Origin of the sequence: Pedococcus aerophilus (genome assembly GCF_039532215.1) — a bacterium.
Classification (GTDB): domain Bacteria; phylum Actinomycetota; class Actinomycetes; order Actinomycetales; family Dermatophilaceae; genus Pedococcus; species Pedococcus aerophilus.
The window spans coordinates 1,738,254-1,754,550 of sequence record NZ_BAAARN010000001.1; the positions used below are offsets into that span (position 1 = coordinate 1,738,254).

The 16,297-nt window shown below is 69.9% G+C and carries 14 protein-coding genes; 3 read left to right on the plus strand and 11 right to left on the minus strand.

The genetic code is table 11. The features are described 5' to 3' along the window. Nucleotides 1-30: 30 nt before the first annotated feature. The 9 genes from ABD286_RS08230 to topA form a co-directional block, all read right to left on the minus strand. The gene (locus ABD286_RS08230; RefSeq protein ID WP_344192041.1) at nt 31-426 is read right to left on the minus strand and encodes a hypothetical protein; all 396 of its coding nucleotides are present in this window, start codon (nt 424-426) and stop codon (nt 31-33) included. Between the two features lie 203 nt (nt 427-629). After that, nucleotides 630-1,406 carry a MerR family transcriptional regulator gene (locus ABD286_RS08235; protein WP_344192043.1) on the minus strand — a complete coding sequence of 259 codons (777 nt, stop codon included), beginning with the start codon at nt 1,404-1,406 and terminating at the stop codon, nt 630-632. A 56-nt stretch (nt 1,407-1,462) separates the two neighbouring features. Beyond that, nucleotides 1,463-2,488 (minus strand): branched-chain amino acid ABC transporter permease, encoded by a 1,026-nt coding sequence (locus ABD286_RS08240; protein WP_344192045.1) that lies wholly within the window; start codon nt 2,486-2,488, stop codon nt 1,463-1,465. Beyond that, the gene (locus tag ABD286_RS08245; protein ID WP_344192047.1) at nt 2,485-3,357 is read right to left on the minus strand and encodes a branched-chain amino acid ABC transporter permease; all 873 of its coding nucleotides are present in this window, start codon (nt 3,355-3,357) and stop codon (nt 2,485-2,487) included. The genes ABD286_RS08240 and ABD286_RS08245 overlap by 4 nt, the downstream gene beginning before the upstream one ends. A gap of 119 nt (nt 3,358-3,476) precedes the next feature. Next, on the minus strand, nt 3,477-4,721 hold the full coding sequence (locus tag ABD286_RS08250; protein ID WP_344192049.1) for an ABC transporter substrate-binding protein: 1,245 nt from the start codon (nt 4,719-4,721) through the stop codon (nt 3,477-3,479). A gap of 80 nt (nt 4,722-4,801) precedes the next feature. Beyond that, nucleotides 4,802-5,509, minus strand: a complete 708-nt coding sequence (locus ABD286_RS08255; RefSeq protein ID WP_344192051.1) for an ABC transporter ATP-binding protein — start codon at nt 5,507-5,509, stop codon at nt 4,802-4,804. Then, complete coding sequence (locus ABD286_RS08260) at nt 5,502-6,305, minus strand: ABC transporter ATP-binding protein (protein WP_344192053.1); 804 nt, start codon at nt 6,303-6,305, stop codon at nt 5,502-5,504. Before ABD286_RS08260 ends, ABD286_RS08255 begins: the two co-directional genes overlap by 8 nt. Before the next feature lie 154 nt (nt 6,306-6,459). Then, nucleotides 6,460-7,821 carry a serine hydrolase domain-containing protein gene (locus ABD286_RS08265; RefSeq protein ID WP_344192055.1) on the minus strand — a complete coding sequence of 454 codons (1,362 nt, stop codon included), beginning with the start codon at nt 7,819-7,821 and terminating at the stop codon, nt 6,460-6,462. A 28-nt stretch (nt 7,822-7,849) separates the two neighbouring features. Next, the gene (gene topA / locus ABD286_RS08270) at nt 7,850-10,684 is read right to left on the minus strand and encodes a type I DNA topoisomerase (RefSeq protein WP_344192059.1); all 2,835 of its coding nucleotides are present in this window, start codon (nt 10,682-10,684) and stop codon (nt 7,850-7,852) included. A gap of 148 nt (nt 10,685-10,832) precedes the next feature. Between topA and ABD286_RS08275 the strand changes: the two genes are divergently transcribed. Next, nucleotides 10,833-11,636 (plus strand): dioxygenase family protein, encoded by an 804-nt coding sequence (locus ABD286_RS08275; protein ID WP_344192062.1) that lies wholly within the window; start codon nt 10,833-10,835, stop codon nt 11,634-11,636. Nucleotides 11,637-11,719: 83 nt separating this feature from the next. Further along, nucleotides 11,720-12,907 carry an MFS transporter gene (locus ABD286_RS08280; RefSeq protein ID WP_344192065.1) on the plus strand — a complete coding sequence of 396 codons (1,188 nt, stop codon included), beginning with the start codon at nt 11,720-11,722 and terminating at the stop codon, nt 12,905-12,907. Nucleotides 12,908-12,920: 13 nt separating this feature from the next. On the opposite strand, the gene ABD286_RS08285 is transcribed toward ABD286_RS08280, so the two are convergent. Together ABD286_RS08285 and ABD286_RS08290 are read right to left on the minus strand one after the other, a co-directional pair. Beyond that, nucleotides 12,921-13,232, minus strand: a complete 312-nt coding sequence (locus ABD286_RS08285; protein WP_344192067.1) for a hypothetical protein — start codon at nt 13,230-13,232, stop codon at nt 12,921-12,923. Nucleotides 13,233-13,242: 10 nt separating this feature from the next. Further along, nucleotides 13,243-15,003 (minus strand): sodium:solute symporter family protein, encoded by a 1,761-nt coding sequence (locus ABD286_RS08290; protein WP_344192069.1) that lies wholly within the window; start codon nt 15,001-15,003, stop codon nt 13,243-13,245. 226 nt (nt 15,004-15,229) lie between these two features. On the opposite strand from ABD286_RS08290, the gene ABD286_RS08295 reads away from it, so the two are divergent. After that, complete coding sequence (locus ABD286_RS08295; protein ID WP_344192071.1) at nt 15,230-16,207, plus strand: NHL repeat-containing protein; 978 nt, start codon at nt 15,230-15,232, stop codon at nt 16,205-16,207. Nucleotides 16,208-16,297: the final 90 nt, after the last annotated feature.

Consider the following 16,297-nt stretch of genomic DNA (forward strand, 5'->3'; position numbering starts at 1 on the left):
GGGTGCCGGATCGGGGACCGAACCGGCGACCTAGCCGGCGAAGACGACGACGGCGGTGCAGGTCTCGCCGGTCGAGGCGGTCGTCGCCGTCGCCGTGAAGCGGTCGGTGCCCGTGCGGTTGGCGACCAGGCGGTTCACCGAGAACGAGCCGCTCGGCGCGACCGTCGTGCGGCTGCCCGACCACAGCAGGACGCCGTTGTCGGAGAGGCGGACGGACCAGGCCTGACCCACCCGGTTCGAGTCGACCTCGAGCTCGGTCTCGATGCGACCGTTGTCGGCCTTGGCCTTGAGCTTCCAGGCGCTGCCCTGCGAGCAGGTGCCGCTGGCCCGGACGTCGAGCCCCTTGGCGCTGGCCGGCTGGGCGCCGACGGTGGCGACCAGGGCGACGCCGAGAGCGACTGCTGCACTCTTCGTGGAGGTGTTCATCGCGCTTTCCCTTTCGTGGTGGTCACCACCTGTGACCGTGCGACCACTGTGCGGTTCGGGTGCGTTCATGCGGTATTGGGCGATGGTCGTAGTACCACCGGGCCCCTCGGAATCCCGCTGGCCGACCATCCAGCACGCAAGGAGCCGGCCCCCCTTCTCGGGGAGCCGGCTCCATACCTGGTCTGCGCCCGGGGACGGCGCGGTCAGGCCTCCTGGCGGTCGGCGTTCGCGTAGATGGCGTCGCGGACGTAGAAGGCCATGCCCTCACGGATCTCGTCGTACGTCGCGGTGAACCTCGGGTCGCTCGTGTAGAGGTCGGCGAGGTTGCGGTGGAACTGCGGGGAGCAGTCGTAGTACCGCTCGTTGATGTTGATCCGGTGGGCCTCGGCGGCGTCCATGGCCACCACGCTGGTGGCTGGCTCACCCGCGTCCATGGCGTCGGTGAAGCCCTTGTGGAGGGCGTCGCTCTCGGCCTTGACCTGCTCCCAGTCGGCCTTGGTGTAGTTCTTCGTGCGCTGCTGGGACTGCTTCCAGGCGTCGGTCTGGCCCCACCGCTGCTCTGCCTCGTCCTGGCTGTCGTAGAACCCTTCGCCGAAGAGCTCCTTCATGTCCTCGGTGGTGACGGGCTGGTCGTTCATCTCTCGCTCCAGTGCTCGGTCGATGGCCACGACGAGATCGCGCATCTCGTCGAGCCGGGTCATGACCGCTGCGCGTTGGCGACGCAGGTGCTGGGCAGCGCTCTCCGGGTGGTCCAGGAGGAGGGCGACCTCCTCGAGGGCGAACCCGAGCCGCCGGTAGACCACCACGTGCTGCAGGCGCGTGAGGTCCTCCGGGGTGTAGAGCCGGTAGCCCGCCCGCGAACGGTCGCTGGGCGTGAGCAGCCCGATCTCGTCGTAGTGGTGCAGGGTGCGCACCGTGACGTCGAACTGCTCGGCCACCTGACCCACGGTGAGCGTGGTCAGCTGCGTGCCTTCGGTCATGGGCACCACTGTGGCGCCTCACGCCACGTGAGGGTCAAGACCTTTCGGCGACGACCTCAGGCGTCCTGACGAGCGCGGCGACGCGACCGCAGCCAGGCACCGATGCCGTTGCGGGCCGTGCCCCAGATGCCGTGCCGGAAGGCGAGCACGATGATCACGAAGATCGCGCCGGTGATGATGCCGATGCCGTTGAAGCCCGACGAGGCGAGCTTGTCCTCGAGCAGGACGACCAGCGCTGCACCGACCGGACCACCCCAGAGGGTGCCGATGCCGCCGAGGACCGTGATGAGGACGACCTTGCCGGACGTCGTCCAGATCAGCTCCTGGAGCGAGGCGAACCCGTGGCTGGCGGAGAAGACGCCACCGGCGAGACCCGCGAGCCCGGCGGAGATGACGAACACCATGATCTTGTAGCGCTCGACGTCGTAGCCGAGGGCCCGGGCACGGGCGGGGTTGTCGCGGATGGCCACCAGCACGCGACCGAACGGGCTGTTGACCGTGCGCCAGGCGATGGCCACCCCGATGAGGATGATCGGCAGGGCGGCGTAGTAGAAGTAGAACGACTCGGTCTCGACGAGCTCGATCCCGAAGAACGCCTTGGGGATGCCCTGCAGGCCGTTCTCACCGCCGGTGACGCTGCGCCACTGGTTGGCGATGAAGTAGATCATCTGCGCGAAGGCCAGGGTCACCATGGCAAAGTAGATGCCGGTTCGCCGCACCGCGAGGTAGCCGGTCGGCACCGCGAGGATCATGGCGCAGACCGCGCCACCCACCACCGCGACCGGGAACGGCACGCCGGCGTGGATGGCGATCAGACCGGTCGTGTATGCCGACGTGCCCCAGAAGGCGGCGTGGCCGAAGGACAGCAGCCCGGTGTAGCCGAGCAGCAGGTCGACCGAGATCGCGAACAGCGCCCAGGCGGCGATGTCCATGGCGACCGGCGGGTAGACGAACCACGGCAGCGCCAGGACGACGACGAGGCCGACGGCCATGCCGACCCGCCGCAGGTAGGGACGGTGCGCCGTGATGGACGGGGCGTCGGGGAGGTCGACGTCGACCTTGGACACCAGCTGGGAGCTCATGATGCGGCCTCCTCGCGACCGAAAAGGCCCGAGGGCCGGACCAGGATCACCACGGCCATGAGGACGAAGATGAGGACCTGGCTGAACGACCCGGCGTAGCCCTGGCCGTAGGCCTCGACGAGTCCGACGAGGAAGCCCGCCACCACTGCGCCGAGGATGGATCCGAGGCCGCCGATGACGACCACGGCGAACAAGATGATGATGAAGAAGCTGCCCATGTCGGCGTTGACGGAGCCGGTCGGGGCGCGCAGCACACCGGCGAGGCCGGCGAGCGCGATGCCGAAACCGAAGACCGGGGTGACCCACCGGCCGACGTTGATGCCCAGGGCCCGCGAGCGCTCCGCGTCCTCGGTGGAGGCGCGGACGATCATGCCGACGCGGGTCTTGGTGAGCAGCAGCCACACGGCCAGGCACAGCGCGACCGAGAAGACCGCGACGAAGATCTGGTAGCTCGACAGCGACACGCTGCCGATGGTCAGGCGCCCCTCGAGCCCGGCGGGGAGCTCGTACGGCAGTGACGAGACGCCATACCGGCGCTTCACGAAGTCGACGAGGAAGAGGGTGATGCCGAAGGTAAGCAGGAAGTTGTAGAGCGGGTCGAGCCGCAGCAGCCACCGGACGAAGAGCCGCTCCATCAGCACACCGAACAGGAACATCGCCACCGTGATGATCGGCAGCGCGGCCCAGAAACCGAGGCCGGTCGCGTCGAGGAGCAGGGCGGCGCCGACCGCACCGAGCATGTAGCAGGCACCGTGGCTGAAGTTGACGACGCCGAGCACGCCGAAGATCACCGCCAGGCCCAGGGCAGCCAGGGCGTAGAACCCACCGAGCGCGAGGCCCTGGAGGGTGTACTGGATGAATGCCGTCATTGGTCTTCCGGTTCGTCGATGAGGGAATCGGGGGCGTCAGGACGTGCCGTCGGCGGTCGCGTCGGCCGCGGGACGCGCGGGGCCCGGTGGGCGGGGGGATCCCCACCGGGCCCGGGGCGTCACATCTTGCAGTCGGGGCTGACGGTCGGGTTGAAGGCCTCGGCCGCGGGGATCGTCGAGACGACCTCCTCGTAGTCCCACTCCTCCTTGACCTGGTCCTTGCTCTTGACCTTGACCAGGTAGGCGTCGTGCAGGACGCGGTGGTCCGCGGCGCGGATCTCACCGTTGCGCAGGAAGACGTCGTTGAGCTTCTTGCCCTCGAGCTCCTTCACCACGGCGTCGGACTCGTCGGTGCCGGCGCGCTGGACGGCCTCGAGGTACTGCAGGGCCGCGGAGTAGTTGCCGGCGTGGGCGAAGGACGGACGCGTCTGCGTCTTCTCCTTGAACTTGTCGGCCCAGGCGCGGTTCTGCTCGTCGAAGTTCCAGTACCAGGCGTCGGTGAACTGCGTGCCCTGGAACTGGTCGACACCCAGGCTGTGGATGTCAGTGATGAACATCAGGCCGACGGCCAGCTGGGTCTTGCCCTGCAGGCCGGCCTGGTTGAACTGCTTGACGAAGTTGATGAGGTCACCGCCGGCGGCCATGATCCCGATGACGTTGGGCTTGCTCGAGTCGGCCTTGGTGATGAAGGTCGAGAAGTTGTCGTTGGGGAACGGCGTCGCGATGGACTGCTGCACCGTGCCGCCGGCCTTCTCGACCGCCGCGGTGAACGACTTGGTCATGTCCTGGCCGAAGGCGTAGTCGGGGTAGACGATGGACCAGTTCTTGCCACCGTTCTCGACCGCCGTGGCACCGGTGCCCTGCGCGAGCATGTAGGTGTCGTAGGCCCAGTGGAACGTGTACTTGTTGCAGGACTTGCCGGTCAGCGCGGTGGTGCCGGCGCCGATGTCGATGAAGAGCTTCTTCTTCGTCTTGGCCTGCGTGGCCACGGCGAGCGCGGCCGAGGAGGTGGGGACGTCGAGGATGATGTCGGCCTTCTGGCGGTCGTACATCTCCTGCGCCTTGGTGTTGGCGATGTCGGGCTTGTTCTGGTGGTCGGCCTGGACGACCTCGATGGTCTTGGCCACCGCCTTGTCGCCGTACTTGGCCTTGTAGTCCGCGACGGCCATCTCGATGGCGACCTTGGAGTTGGGGCCGGACAGGTCCTTGTAGACGCCGGACTGGTCGTTGAGCAGACCGAGGACGACCTTGTCGTCGCTGATCTTGCCGCCGGCGGTGCTCGGACCCCCGGCGCCACAGGCGGCGAGGACGAGACTGCCGGTGACCGCGGTGGCCGCGAGGGCCAAGGACTTGGAACGCTGCATGTCCCCTCCTGGGGTGGTTCTTCGTGCGGGTGAGATGGGGTGGAGCGGTGATGCGGTGTGCAGGTGCCTCGAGGGCCCGGCTACATGCCGAGGTACTCGAGGAGCTCGGTGGTGCGGGACTGGAAGCTCTCGTTGTCGAGCGACTCGACGACCCGGCCCTGCGCGAGCAGGTAGTGGCGGTCGGCGACCGTGGAGGCGAAGGCGACGTTCTGCTCGACGAGCAGGACCGAGACGCCCTGGGCCTTGATCTGGCGGATGATCTCGCCGATGCGCTGGACGATGACGGGGGCCAGGCCCTCGCTGGGCTCGTCGAGCAGCAGCAGGGTCGAGCCCATGCGCAGGACACGGGCGATGGCCAGCATCTGCTGCTCACCGCCGCTGAGCTTGGTGCCGGGGAAGTCGCGGCGCTCGTGCAGCACGGGGAACTGCTCGTAGACCTGCTCCAGGCTCCACGCGTCGGCCTTGCTGACGACCGGCGGGAGCAGGAGGTTCTCGGCGACCGTCAGGGTGGCGTAGATGCCGCGGTCGTCGGGGACCCAGCCGATGCCGGAGCGGGCGCGCTTGTCCGCGCTGGCCTTGCCGAGGTCGTTGCCGCCCCAGGTGACCGTGCCCTCGACCTGACGGTGCAGGCCCATGACGGAGCGCAGCAGGGTGGTCTTGCCGGCGCCGTTGCGGCCCACCAGGGTGACGACCTCGCCGGGCTCGACGCGCAGGTCGACGTCGGTGAGGACCTTGGCCTCGCCGTACCAGGCGGAGAGTCCCGCGACCTCCAGGGTGTGGTCAGACATGCTGCTCTCCGGCCTGTCCGAGGTAGGCGGTGATGACCTTCTGGTCGTTGCGGACCTGCTCGTAGGTGCCCTCGGCGAGCACCTGGCCCGACTGCAGGACCGTGACGGTGTCGGCCAGCGAGCCGACGACGTGCATGTTGTGGTCGACGAACACGACGGTGCGCCCGGCCGAGACCTTCTTGACCAGGGCGATGGTGCGGTCGACGTCCTCGAGACCCATCCCGGCCGTCGGCTCGTCGAGCAGCAGCAGCTTGGGGTCGAGCGCGAGGGCCAGCGCCAGCTCGAGAGCACGCTTCTGGCCGTAGGCGAGCGAACCGGCGGCGGCGCCGGAGCGGTCGGTGAGACCGACCTGCTCGAGCAGCTCCATGGCGCGCGGGCGGAACTGCTTCATCGTCGAGTCCGAGCGCCAGAAGCGGTAGCCGAGCCCGGTCGGTGACGCGAGCGCGAGCTCGACGTGGTCCACGACGCTCATCTGGTCGAACAGGCTCGTGATCTGGAACGAGCGGGCGATCCCGAGGTGTGCGATCTGCTCGGGCTGCATACCGGTGACGTCGCGGTCGCCGAGGAGCACCTGGCCCGACGTGGGGGTGAGGAACCCCGTGAGCAGGTTGAACAGGGTCGTCTTGCCGGCGCCGTTGGGGCCGACCAGGGCGTGGATGGTGCCCTCGACCACGCGCAGGCTCACATCGGAGACGGCGCGGAAGCCGCGGAACTCCTTGGTCAGGTCGCGCGTCTCGAGCAGCACTGCTGCTGAGCCTGCTGCACCTGTTGCCTCAGGGCTGGCCTGGCTGGGCACCGGCACCTCCTCGTGCGGCTGGAGCGACGGCAGGGGGACCGTCGCGGTTCTGCAGAACACTAGGGGTGGCGAGGGACCCCGGACATGGCCGCCCTCGACACAGAGATCCCTGGGAACATGTCCGGGCCCCACATACGTCCCGGGGTCGCGACGGTCAGTGCCAGCGGTCGGGATGCACGTCCCCGGGGATCTGTGCCGTCGGGTCGTAGGGCGTCCGGCTGAACCGGAACGACCCCAGGTCGAGGTGCCCGACGGTGCCGTCGGCAGCGCGGTGGGCGACCAGCGGCTCCCCCTCGTGGTACCCGTCCAGCCCGATCCAGCCCGCCTCGGTCGGCGCAAAGCGCGACCCCCGGTGGACCCCGGGCTCGCCGAGGACCAGTCCGCCGTCGGCGGCCAGCCGGAGCGTGTATGCCGTCGTCCCCCAGTACCAGTCCCCCACCAGGTCGAGGCCGGTCGACTGCGCGGCGTCCGCCGTCCACGGGGTCGGCGGGTGCGGTTCGCGCTCGGCGAGGAGGGTGAGGAGGTCGACCGTGACGGGCCCGATGCCGGAGGTGGCGTTGGCGAAGACCACGCAGCCGTCACCGGTCTCCAGGTCGACCCGCAGGCCCGCGAGGAAGCCCGGCATGGAGCCACCGTGCCCGCCGAAGCGACGGCCGTCGACGTTCCACACCTGCCACCCGAGGCCGTGCGCGCCCGACCAGGCCTGTCCGGGGGTGTCGTTGACGACGACGGGCAGGCACATCTCGGCCAGGGTCTGCGTCGACAGCAGGCCCGCGGTGTCCCCACCGAGGAACGTGGCCCAGCGCGTCAGGTCCTCGACCGTCGACCACAGCTGGCCGGCGGGCGCCATCGCCCCGGCGTGGTGCTCGGGCTCGACGTGCACGAGATCGGCCAGCGGGTGCACGGCCCAGCCCGGCGCACTGGGTTCCTGCGGGCGCAGGGAGGTGCGCGCCATACCGAGCGGCTCGAGCAGCCCGGTGCGCAGGGCCTCGTCCCACGGGACCCCGCGGAGGCGGCCGACGAGCTCGCCGAGGACGGCGTAGCCGACGTTGGAGTAGTGGAACCGGGCGCCGGGCCGGAAGCGGCGCTGCGGGCGGCTCGCGAGGAGGTCGGACCAGTCGCCGCCCTCGGTCCGTTCCCACCACGGGCCGCTCGTCTCGGCCTGCAGGCCCGAGCTGTGGGAGAGCAGCTGCGCCACCGTGACCTGCCCGAAGTCGCTGTCGGACGTCTCGGGCAGGTGGGCGTCGATCCGGTCGGAGAGGTCGAGCGCCCCTTCGTCACGCAGGCGCATCACCTCGACCCCGACGAAGGTCTTGGTGATCGAGCCGATGCGGTACTGCGTGCCCGGGGTGGCGGGCTCTCCGTCGGACCGGCCGGTCACCGTGCCGACGGCACCCGACCAGACCAGCTCACCGCCGCGGACCAGCCCGGCGGCGATGGACGGCAGGCGGCAGGTGGACTGCTCCTGCGCCAGCCTGCGGTCGAGGGCGGCAACGGTCGTCGGCTCGAGGGGCATGGGGCCCCACGGTAGCCCTCGCCCCGGGTCAGGACTTCTTGGCGGCAGCCTTCTTGGTCGTGGCCTTCTTGGCAGTCTTCTTCGCAGCCTTCTTGGCAGGCGCCTTCTTGGCCGCACGCTTGCGGGTCGTCGGGCCCTTGGCGCGCTTCTCCGCGAGCAGCTCGGCACCCCGCTCGGGCGTGATCGTCTCGGGCTCGTCGCCCTTGCGCAGGGTCGAGTTGGTCTCGCCGTCGGTGACGTAGGGGCCGAACCGGCCGTCCTTGACCACCATCGGACGCCCGGACACGGGGTCGTTGCCGAGCTCCTTCAACGGCGCCGAGGCCGCGCGACCGCGCTGCTTGGGCTGGGAGTAGATCGCCAGCGCCTCCTCGAGCGTGATGTCGAAGAGCTGCTGCTCGGTCGTCAGCGAGCGGGAGTCGGTGCCCTTCTTGAGGTAGGGGCCGTACCGGCCGTTCTGCGCGGTGATCTCGACCTCGGTGCCGTCCTCCTCCTTCGAGGTGCCGACGACCCGAGGCAGGCTGAGGAGCTTGAGCGCGGTCTCGAGGTCCATGGTCGCGAGGTCCATGTCCTTGAACAGCGACGCGGTGCGCGGCTTGACCTTGTTCTTGCCCTTGAGCGCCGCGGTCTCCTCGTCGAGGACCTCGGTGACGTAGGGGCCGTAGCGACCGGCCTTGGCGACGATGTCGCGACCGTTCTCCGGGTCCTGGCCGAGGACCTTGCCGTCGTCGGCGGACTGCTCGAGCAGCTCACGCGCCCTGGCCGGGGTCATCTCGTCTGGAGCGATGTCGTCGTTGATCGTCGCGCGCCTCGGCGTGGTCGCGGCGTCGTCGGTCATCTCCCCGGTCGACAGGTCGACACCCTGAGGCACGGTCTCCTCGACGTACGGGCCGTAGCGGCCGACGCGGACGACGATCCCCTCGCCGATGTCGATGGTGGAGATGGCCCGGGCGTCGATGTCGCCGAGGTCCTCGACGAGGTGCTTGAGGCCGAGGTGGAGGTTGCCGGCGTCGGGCAGGCCGGGCTTCGAGCCGACGAGCGCACCGTCACCCTCGACGCCATCACCCATGCCGAAGTAGAACCGCTTGAGCCACTCGGCGCGCTGGGCGTCACCACCGGCGATGCGGTCGAGGTCCTCCTCCATCGAGGCGGTGAAGTCGTAGTCGACGAGCTCGGTGAAGTGCTCCTCGAGCAGCCGAGTCACGGCGAACGCCAGCCACGTCGGGATCAGGGCCGACCCACGGGTGTTGACGTAGCCACGGTCCTGGATGGTGCCGACGGTGGAGGCGTAGGTCGACGGGCGACCGATTCCCTTCTCCTCCATGGCCTTCACCAACGTCGCCTCGGTGTAGCGGGGCGGCGGGTTGGTCTCGTGGCCGTCCGCCTCGGCGCGCACGACGGTGAGGGAGACGCCCTCGCTGAGCTTCGGGAGGCGACGCTCCTCCTCGGCCTCGGCGGCCTTGGACGCGCGCTCCTCGTCACGACCCTCCTCGTATGCAGCGAGGAAGCCTCGGAACGTGATGACCGTGCCGGACGCGCTGAACTCCACGACCCGGCCGTCCTCGAGAGTGCCACCGAGCTTGACGGTCGCGGTCGAGCCGCGTGCGTCGGCCATCTGCGAGGCGACGGTGCGCTTCCAGATCAGCTCGTAGAGCGCGAACTCGTCACCGCGCAGCTCCCCGGCGACCTGGGCCGGCGTGCGGAAGCGGTCCCCCGCGGGACGGATGGCCTCGTGGGCCTCCTGCGCGTTCTTGACCTTCTTCTCGTAGAGGCGCGGCGACTGCGGGACGTACTCGGCGCCATACAGGTCACGGGCCTGCTGGCGCGCCGCGGTGAGGGCGGCCTCCGACAGCGTGGTGCTGTCGGTACGCATGTAGGTGATGTAGCCGTTCTCGTAGAGGCGCTGCGCGACGCGCATGGCGTTCTTCGAGGAGAGGCGCAGCTTGCGGGAGGCCTCCTGCTGCAGGGTGCTCGTCGTGAACGGCGCGCTGGGACGCCGGGTGTACGGCTTCTCCTGGACGCTGGTGACGGCGACCTGGCAGGTGAGCACCTGGTTGGCGATCGAGGTCGCGGTGGCCTGGTCGAGGTGGACGACCGACGTGCCCTTGAGCGTGCCGTCGTCGTTGAAGTCGCGGCCCATGGCGACGCGGTTGCCGTCGACCGAGCTGAGGCGCGCGGTGAACTGGTTCGACGCGCCGTCGGGGGTGAAGTCGCCCTCGACGTCCCAGTAGGACGCGCGGACGAACGCCATCCGCTCGCGCTCGCGCTCGACGACGATCCGGGTCGCGACGGACTGCACCCGGCCGGCGGACAGGCCTGCCTTGACCTTGCGCCACAGCACCGGGCTGACCTCGTAGCCGTAGAGGCGGTCGAGGATGCGGCGGGTCTCCTGGGCGTCGACGAGGGCGACGTCGAGGTCACGGGTGTTGGTGGAGGCGCGCTGGATGGCCTCCTTGGTGATCTCGTGGAAGACCATGCGCTTGACCGGGACCTTGGGCTTGAGCACCTCGAGCAGGTGCCAGGCGATCGCCTCGCCCTCGCGGTCCTCATCGGTGGCGAGGTAGAGCTCGTCGGCGTTCTTCAGGAGACGCTTGAGCTCGGCGACCTTCTTCTTCTTGTCGCTGTCGACGACGTAGTAGGCCTCGAAGCCGTTGTCCACGTCGACACCGAAGCGGCCGAACGGGCCCTTCTTGATCTCTGCGGGCATCTCCGACGGGGTCGGGATGTCGCGGATGTGCCCCACGGACGCCTCGACGTCCCAGTCCTTGCCCAGGTAGCCGCCGATCGTCTTCGCCTTGGCCGGCGACTCGACGATGACGAGCTTGCGCCCTTCAGCCACGTTCTCTTCCTCAGTTCCTGATCCCATGTGCTGCGGATTCGTCGCAGCGTGGACATGGCAACGCGAAAGACGGTAGCCGGTCCCGTCAAATCTGCCGCGCCAGGTCTCGCCTCGGGAGGCGCACGGGGCGACTTTCCCCATTGATTGAAAGTTCAAATAGTTGTATGCTCTCCTCATGAGCCAGCCGTCCGACCCTGTGCGCCAGCCCGTGCTGTACCTCAGCCACGGCGCTCCCCCGCTGGCCGACGACCCGGTGTGGACCCGACAGCTCGCCGACTGGTCGACCCGCTTCGCCAAGCCCACGAACATCCTGATGGTCTCCGCCCACTGGGAGGAGGCACCGCTCGCGCTGAGCGCGACGTCCGGGCAGGTCCCGCTCACCTACGACTTCTGGGGCTTCCCGCAGAAGTACTACGACGTCACGTATGCAGCCCCGGGTGCGCCCGAGCTCGCCGACAGCATCACCAAGCTCGTGCAGACCGCCGAGACGCCGGTGCACCGCGACGAGACCCGCGGGCTCGACCACGGTGCCTACGTGCCGCTCGTCGAGATGTACCCCGAGGCCGACGTCCCCGTCCTCCAGATGTCGATGCCGACCCTGGACCCGAAGGCGCTCTTCGAGATCGGCCGCAAGCTCGCTCCCCTGCGGGACGAGGGCACGCTCATCGTCGGATCCGGGTTCACGACGCACAACCTGCGCTGGTTCAACCCCCGCGAGGGCCGCGACGGCACGCCGCCCGCGCCGTCCGCGGAGTTCGACCACTGGGCCGCCGAGGCGCTCGAGCGTCAGGACGTCGACGGCATCCTCGACTTCCTGGCCAAGGCGCCGGCCGCCCACGAGGCGCACCCGCGCACCGAGCACTGGGCACCGCTGTTCGTCAGCCTCGGTGCGGCCTACGAGTCCGGGTCGCTCGACAACCAGAGCGTCATCGACGGCTTCTGGTTCGGCCTGAGCAAGCGCTCCTGGCAGTTCGCCTGACCTGACCGCGCGCTCGTCAGCGGCCTCCTCGACCGCCCGCGGGCAGGGGCGGGTTGTCGCCACCGCCTGACAGGATGCCGGGCGTGCGCGGACTTCCGGTCTGGGTGGGGTGGCTGCTCGTCGGCCGGTTCGCCAACGCGCTGGGCTCAATGGCCTGGGTCTTCGTCCCGCTGTACCTCGTGTCCGACCGTGGCCTCGACGAGGCTGCCGCCGGATCCATCGCTGCCGTATGGGGCGTGGGCATGATCGTCGGCAACCTCGCCGGCGGTTCGGTGGGCGACCGGTGGGGCCTGCGCCCGACCCTCGCCGTGGCGTCGCTCGCGTCCGCCCTCGGCTGCGTCGCCGTGCCCCTCACGCCGACGCCCGGACTGGCGGCCGTCCTGTTCGCCATGGGCGCCCTCGGCGGAATCGGTCGACCCGTGTCGTTCGCCCTGGTGACCAGCGCACTGCCCACCGAGCACCGTCGTCAGGCCAGCGCCTGGATGCGTTCGGTCAACAACGCCGGCACCGTCCTCGGCCCTCCGCTCGGTGGGCTGCTCGCGGTCGACCACTTCGGCGCCATCTTCGTCATCGACGCCGTCGCCAGCCTCATGATGCTCGCCGTCGTGCTCCTGGTCGTCCCGGCGACCGCCCGCGCGACGGTCACCGACGGGGCACCGACCCGGGTCCTGACGGCCTTGCGGGCCGACCCGCGGTTCGTGCTCCTGCTGCTCACCGTCGTCGCCGCCGACACGGCCTACCGGTTCGCCTACTCCGCCGTCCCCTGGCAGCTCGACGCCCTCGGCGCCGCTCCGTGGGTGTACGGCACGACCATCTCGCTCAACTGCGCCCTCATCGTGCTGTTCGAGCCGTGGCTCGCGCACCGGCTGAGGGCACGCAGTCCCGAGCCGCTCATCGTCGCCGGGTTCGTCCTCGTCGGCGTCGGCTGGCTGGTCGTGGCACCGTCGCCGGGTGTCGCGGCCGTGCTGGCCGCCGTCGCCGTCGTCACCGCCGGGGAGATGCTCTACAAGCCCACGGCCACCGCCCACGCCGCGGACCGGGCGCCGGAGGGGATGCACGGTCGCTACCAGAGCCTCTACGGCGCCGCCTCGATCGGGGGCGCCGTCATCGCCCCACCCCTGGCCGGTGCGTTGTTCGGCCGCTCGCCCCAGCTGATGTGGGTGGTCGGCGGCCTGCTCGCCCTCGCTGCCGCCGCAGTGCTGGGGCTCACCCGCGCCCGGCACGACAGAGGGGTACGCCGCGTGGTGACCACGCGGCATACCCCTCGGTGACGGGCGGTGCGGCTCAGTGGCCGCCACCCTTGCGGCGCGGGGCCGGTCGGGTCGGGTCGTCGCCGGCCTTCTCGACCTCGTCGGGGACGACGATCGGCTTGAGCCTGGCCCAGACGAGGAACGCCGCGGCGGCGACCGCCAGGGCGAGGCCGGTCCAGAGGTTGGCGTTCACCCCGCCGGTCTTCTCCAGCTCGGGGTCGGCGAACAGGCCCGCGAGGAGCAGGATCACACCGTAGAGTCCGAGCAGGCTGCCGATGATGTTGCGGATGTCGAACGCGCCGGCCGTCTTCTTGGCGGGCTTGCTCGTGGTCGATGCATCTGACATGTCGGCGCTCCTAGAAGGCGAAGTTGAGGACGATGACCATGAGCAGCGCGATCCCGGCGAGCGGCATCGTGCGCTGGTACCACGGCTGGCTGGCCTCCTCCGGGTCGACGAGGTCCTCCTTGGGCGTCTCGGAGTAGACCAGGCCCTTGAGCTCGGAAGCCGGCTTGGGCTGGGTCACCATCGAGACCACGACGCTGACGACGATGTCGACGACGAACGCGGTGGAGGCGGCGACGAAGCTCGCGCCCTGGCCGGAGAGCGGCAGGACGCCGACGCTGACCGAGCCGAGGGTGTCCTCGGACAAGATCGCCACCAGCACCGCGGAGAGCGTTCCGGCCGACAGGCCGACCCAACCGGCGGTGGCAGTCATCCGCTTCCAGAACATGCCGAGGATGAAGGTCGCGAACAGCGGTGCGTTGAAGAACCCGAACAGCGTCTGGAGGTAGTCCATGATGTTCGAGAAGCTCGACGCGATGGTCGCCGTGAAGATGGCGATGACCGTGGCCCCGACGGTCGCGAGGCGACCGATCCGCAGGTAGTAGTCGTCGTCGTGGTCCTTGCGGATGTAGCGCTGCCACAGGTCGTAGCTGAAGACCGTGTTGAAGGCCGAGATGTTGGCCGCCATGCCGGCCATGAACGCGGCGAGCAGGCCCGCGATCGCCAAGCCCAGCAGGCCGTTCGGCAGGACGTCACGCATGAGCAGCAGGAGCGCGTCGTTGTACTTCACGCCCTCGCCCGAGGCGCCGCCTGCCGGGGTGCCACCACCCTTGAGGTCGATCATCTCCTTGACCAGGACGGCCGAGACCATGCCGGGGAGGATGACGATGAAGGGGATGAACATCTTCGGGAACGCACCGATGATCGGCGTCTTGCGAGCCGCGGAGATCGACTTGGAGGCCATGGCGCGCTGGACCTCGACGAAGTTCGTCGTCCAGTAGCCGAAGGAGAGCACGAACCCGAGGCCGAACACGATGCCGATGACCGACAGCAACTCCGAGTCGAACCCGGCGAGCGCCTGTCCCGGCCAGGACTCGAGCTGCTGGGCCGCCGGGGCCACGCCGGCCGAGGCCGGGGCGTTGTCGGCGAACTCGGTGATCTTGTCCTTGAGGCCGCCGTACCCACCGACGCGGTGCAGGCCGATCAGCGTCAGCGGCAGCAGCGAGGCGACGATGACGAAGAACTGGAGCACCTCGTTGTAGATCGCGGCCGACAGCCCACCGAGGGTGATGTAGGACAGCACGATCACCGCGGCGACGATGAGGGCGACCCACAACGGCCAGCCGAGCAGCGCGTGGACGATCGAGCCCAGCAGGTAGAGGTTGACGCCGGCGATGAGCAGCTGGGCGACGGCGAAGCTGATCGCGTTGACCAGGTGCGCGCCCGTGCCGAACCGTCGGAACATGAACTCCGGCACCGAGCGGACCTTGGAGCCGTAGTAGAACGGCATCATCACGACACCGAGGAACAGCATCGCGGGGATCGCGCCGACCCAGAAGTAGTGGACCGTCGGCAGGCCGAACTCGGCGCCGTTGGCCGACATGCCCATGATCTCGACGGCACCGAGGTTGGCCGAGATGAAGGCGAGGCCGGTGACCCAGGCCGGGAGCGAGCGCCCGGAGAGGAAGAAGTCGATCGAGTCGGAGACCGACCGGCGGGCCATCACCCCGATGCCCAGGACGAACCCGAAGTAGATGACGACGAGCAGGTAGTCCAACCAGTTCGCGTCGATCAGCGTGGTTGCGGCGGGAACCGCGAGGGAGAGGTGAGACATCAGCGGCTCCTAGACGACGACAGACCAGCGGACCAAACCTAGGCGTTGGCGGGGCAAAAGGCACCCGGGCCCCTGTGCGTCCCAGCCCAACAGCCCTTGGTATGGCGCGCGCCCGACACCGTTGGGTCCCCCGGCGGGGTGCCCGCCCACCCCGCACCGAACCGGGGCGCACGACCGCCGGGCTCGCTGCGGTGCGCCGTCGGGACACCCCGCGCATGATGGACAGATGGAACGAACCGTGCACCCTCGCGCCGGCTGGCTCAGGTCACCGGCATCTCTCGTCACGGCCCTCGTGGCCGTCCTCGGACTCCTCGTCGCCGCGGCCGCACCCGCCGGCGCCGCCAGGACGTCCCTCGTACCCCTCCCCGACGGCCTGCGCCCGGAGGGCATCACCGCCGGTCCCGGTGACACCTACTACGTCGGCTCCCTCGCCGACGGCCGCATCGTCACCGGTGACCTCAGCCGCGCGACCAGCCGTGTCCTGCTCCCCGGCGCCACCGGCCGCCAGATCCGCGGGCTGGACCGCGACGCACGCACCGGGCTCGTCTGGGCCGCGGGCAACGTCGGCACCGAGGCCCACGTCTGGGCCGTCGACGGTCGCACCGGCCGCGTGGCGTCCGACACCGTCGTCCCGGGCGGGGTCTTCCTCAACGACCTCGTCGTCACCCGCGACGCCGTCTGGGTCACCGACTCCCGGGTCGACCGGCTCACCGTGATCGCGCTCGGACGGGGCGGCCGGCCCACCGGCGCGGCCCCGGCCTTCCTCCCCCTCACCGGCGCCTGGCCCGCCGGGGACGGGGTGGCCAACAACGCCAACGGCATCCGGCAGCTCTCCGACGGCTCCGCGATCCTCAACAACAGCAGGGTCGGCGGCCTCTGGCGGGTCGACCCGGCGACCGGGGTGACCACGCAGGTCCCCGTCAGCGGCGGACCGGCGATCACCGGCGGCGACGGCCTCGAGCTGTCGGGGACGACGCTGTACAACGTCCGCGGCACGGGTCAGGCCGAGGTGTCGGTGCTGACGCTCCGGCGCAGCGCCACCGGCTGGACCGCCACCTGGCGCGGGGCCCTGACCGACCCCAGCCTCGACGTCCCCTCGACCGCGGTGCTGGTGGGCAAGACGCTCTGGGCCGTGAACGCCCGCTTCGGCGTCGTCGACCCGGGTACGGCCCCGTACTGGATCACTCCACTGGCCGCCCGCTGACATTTCGGGTGGACAGCCGTGGCCCCGGTGGGGATGGTGGACATATCCATCCACACCGGGGCAAACGGCGCCTCGCCGCATCGAGGACTC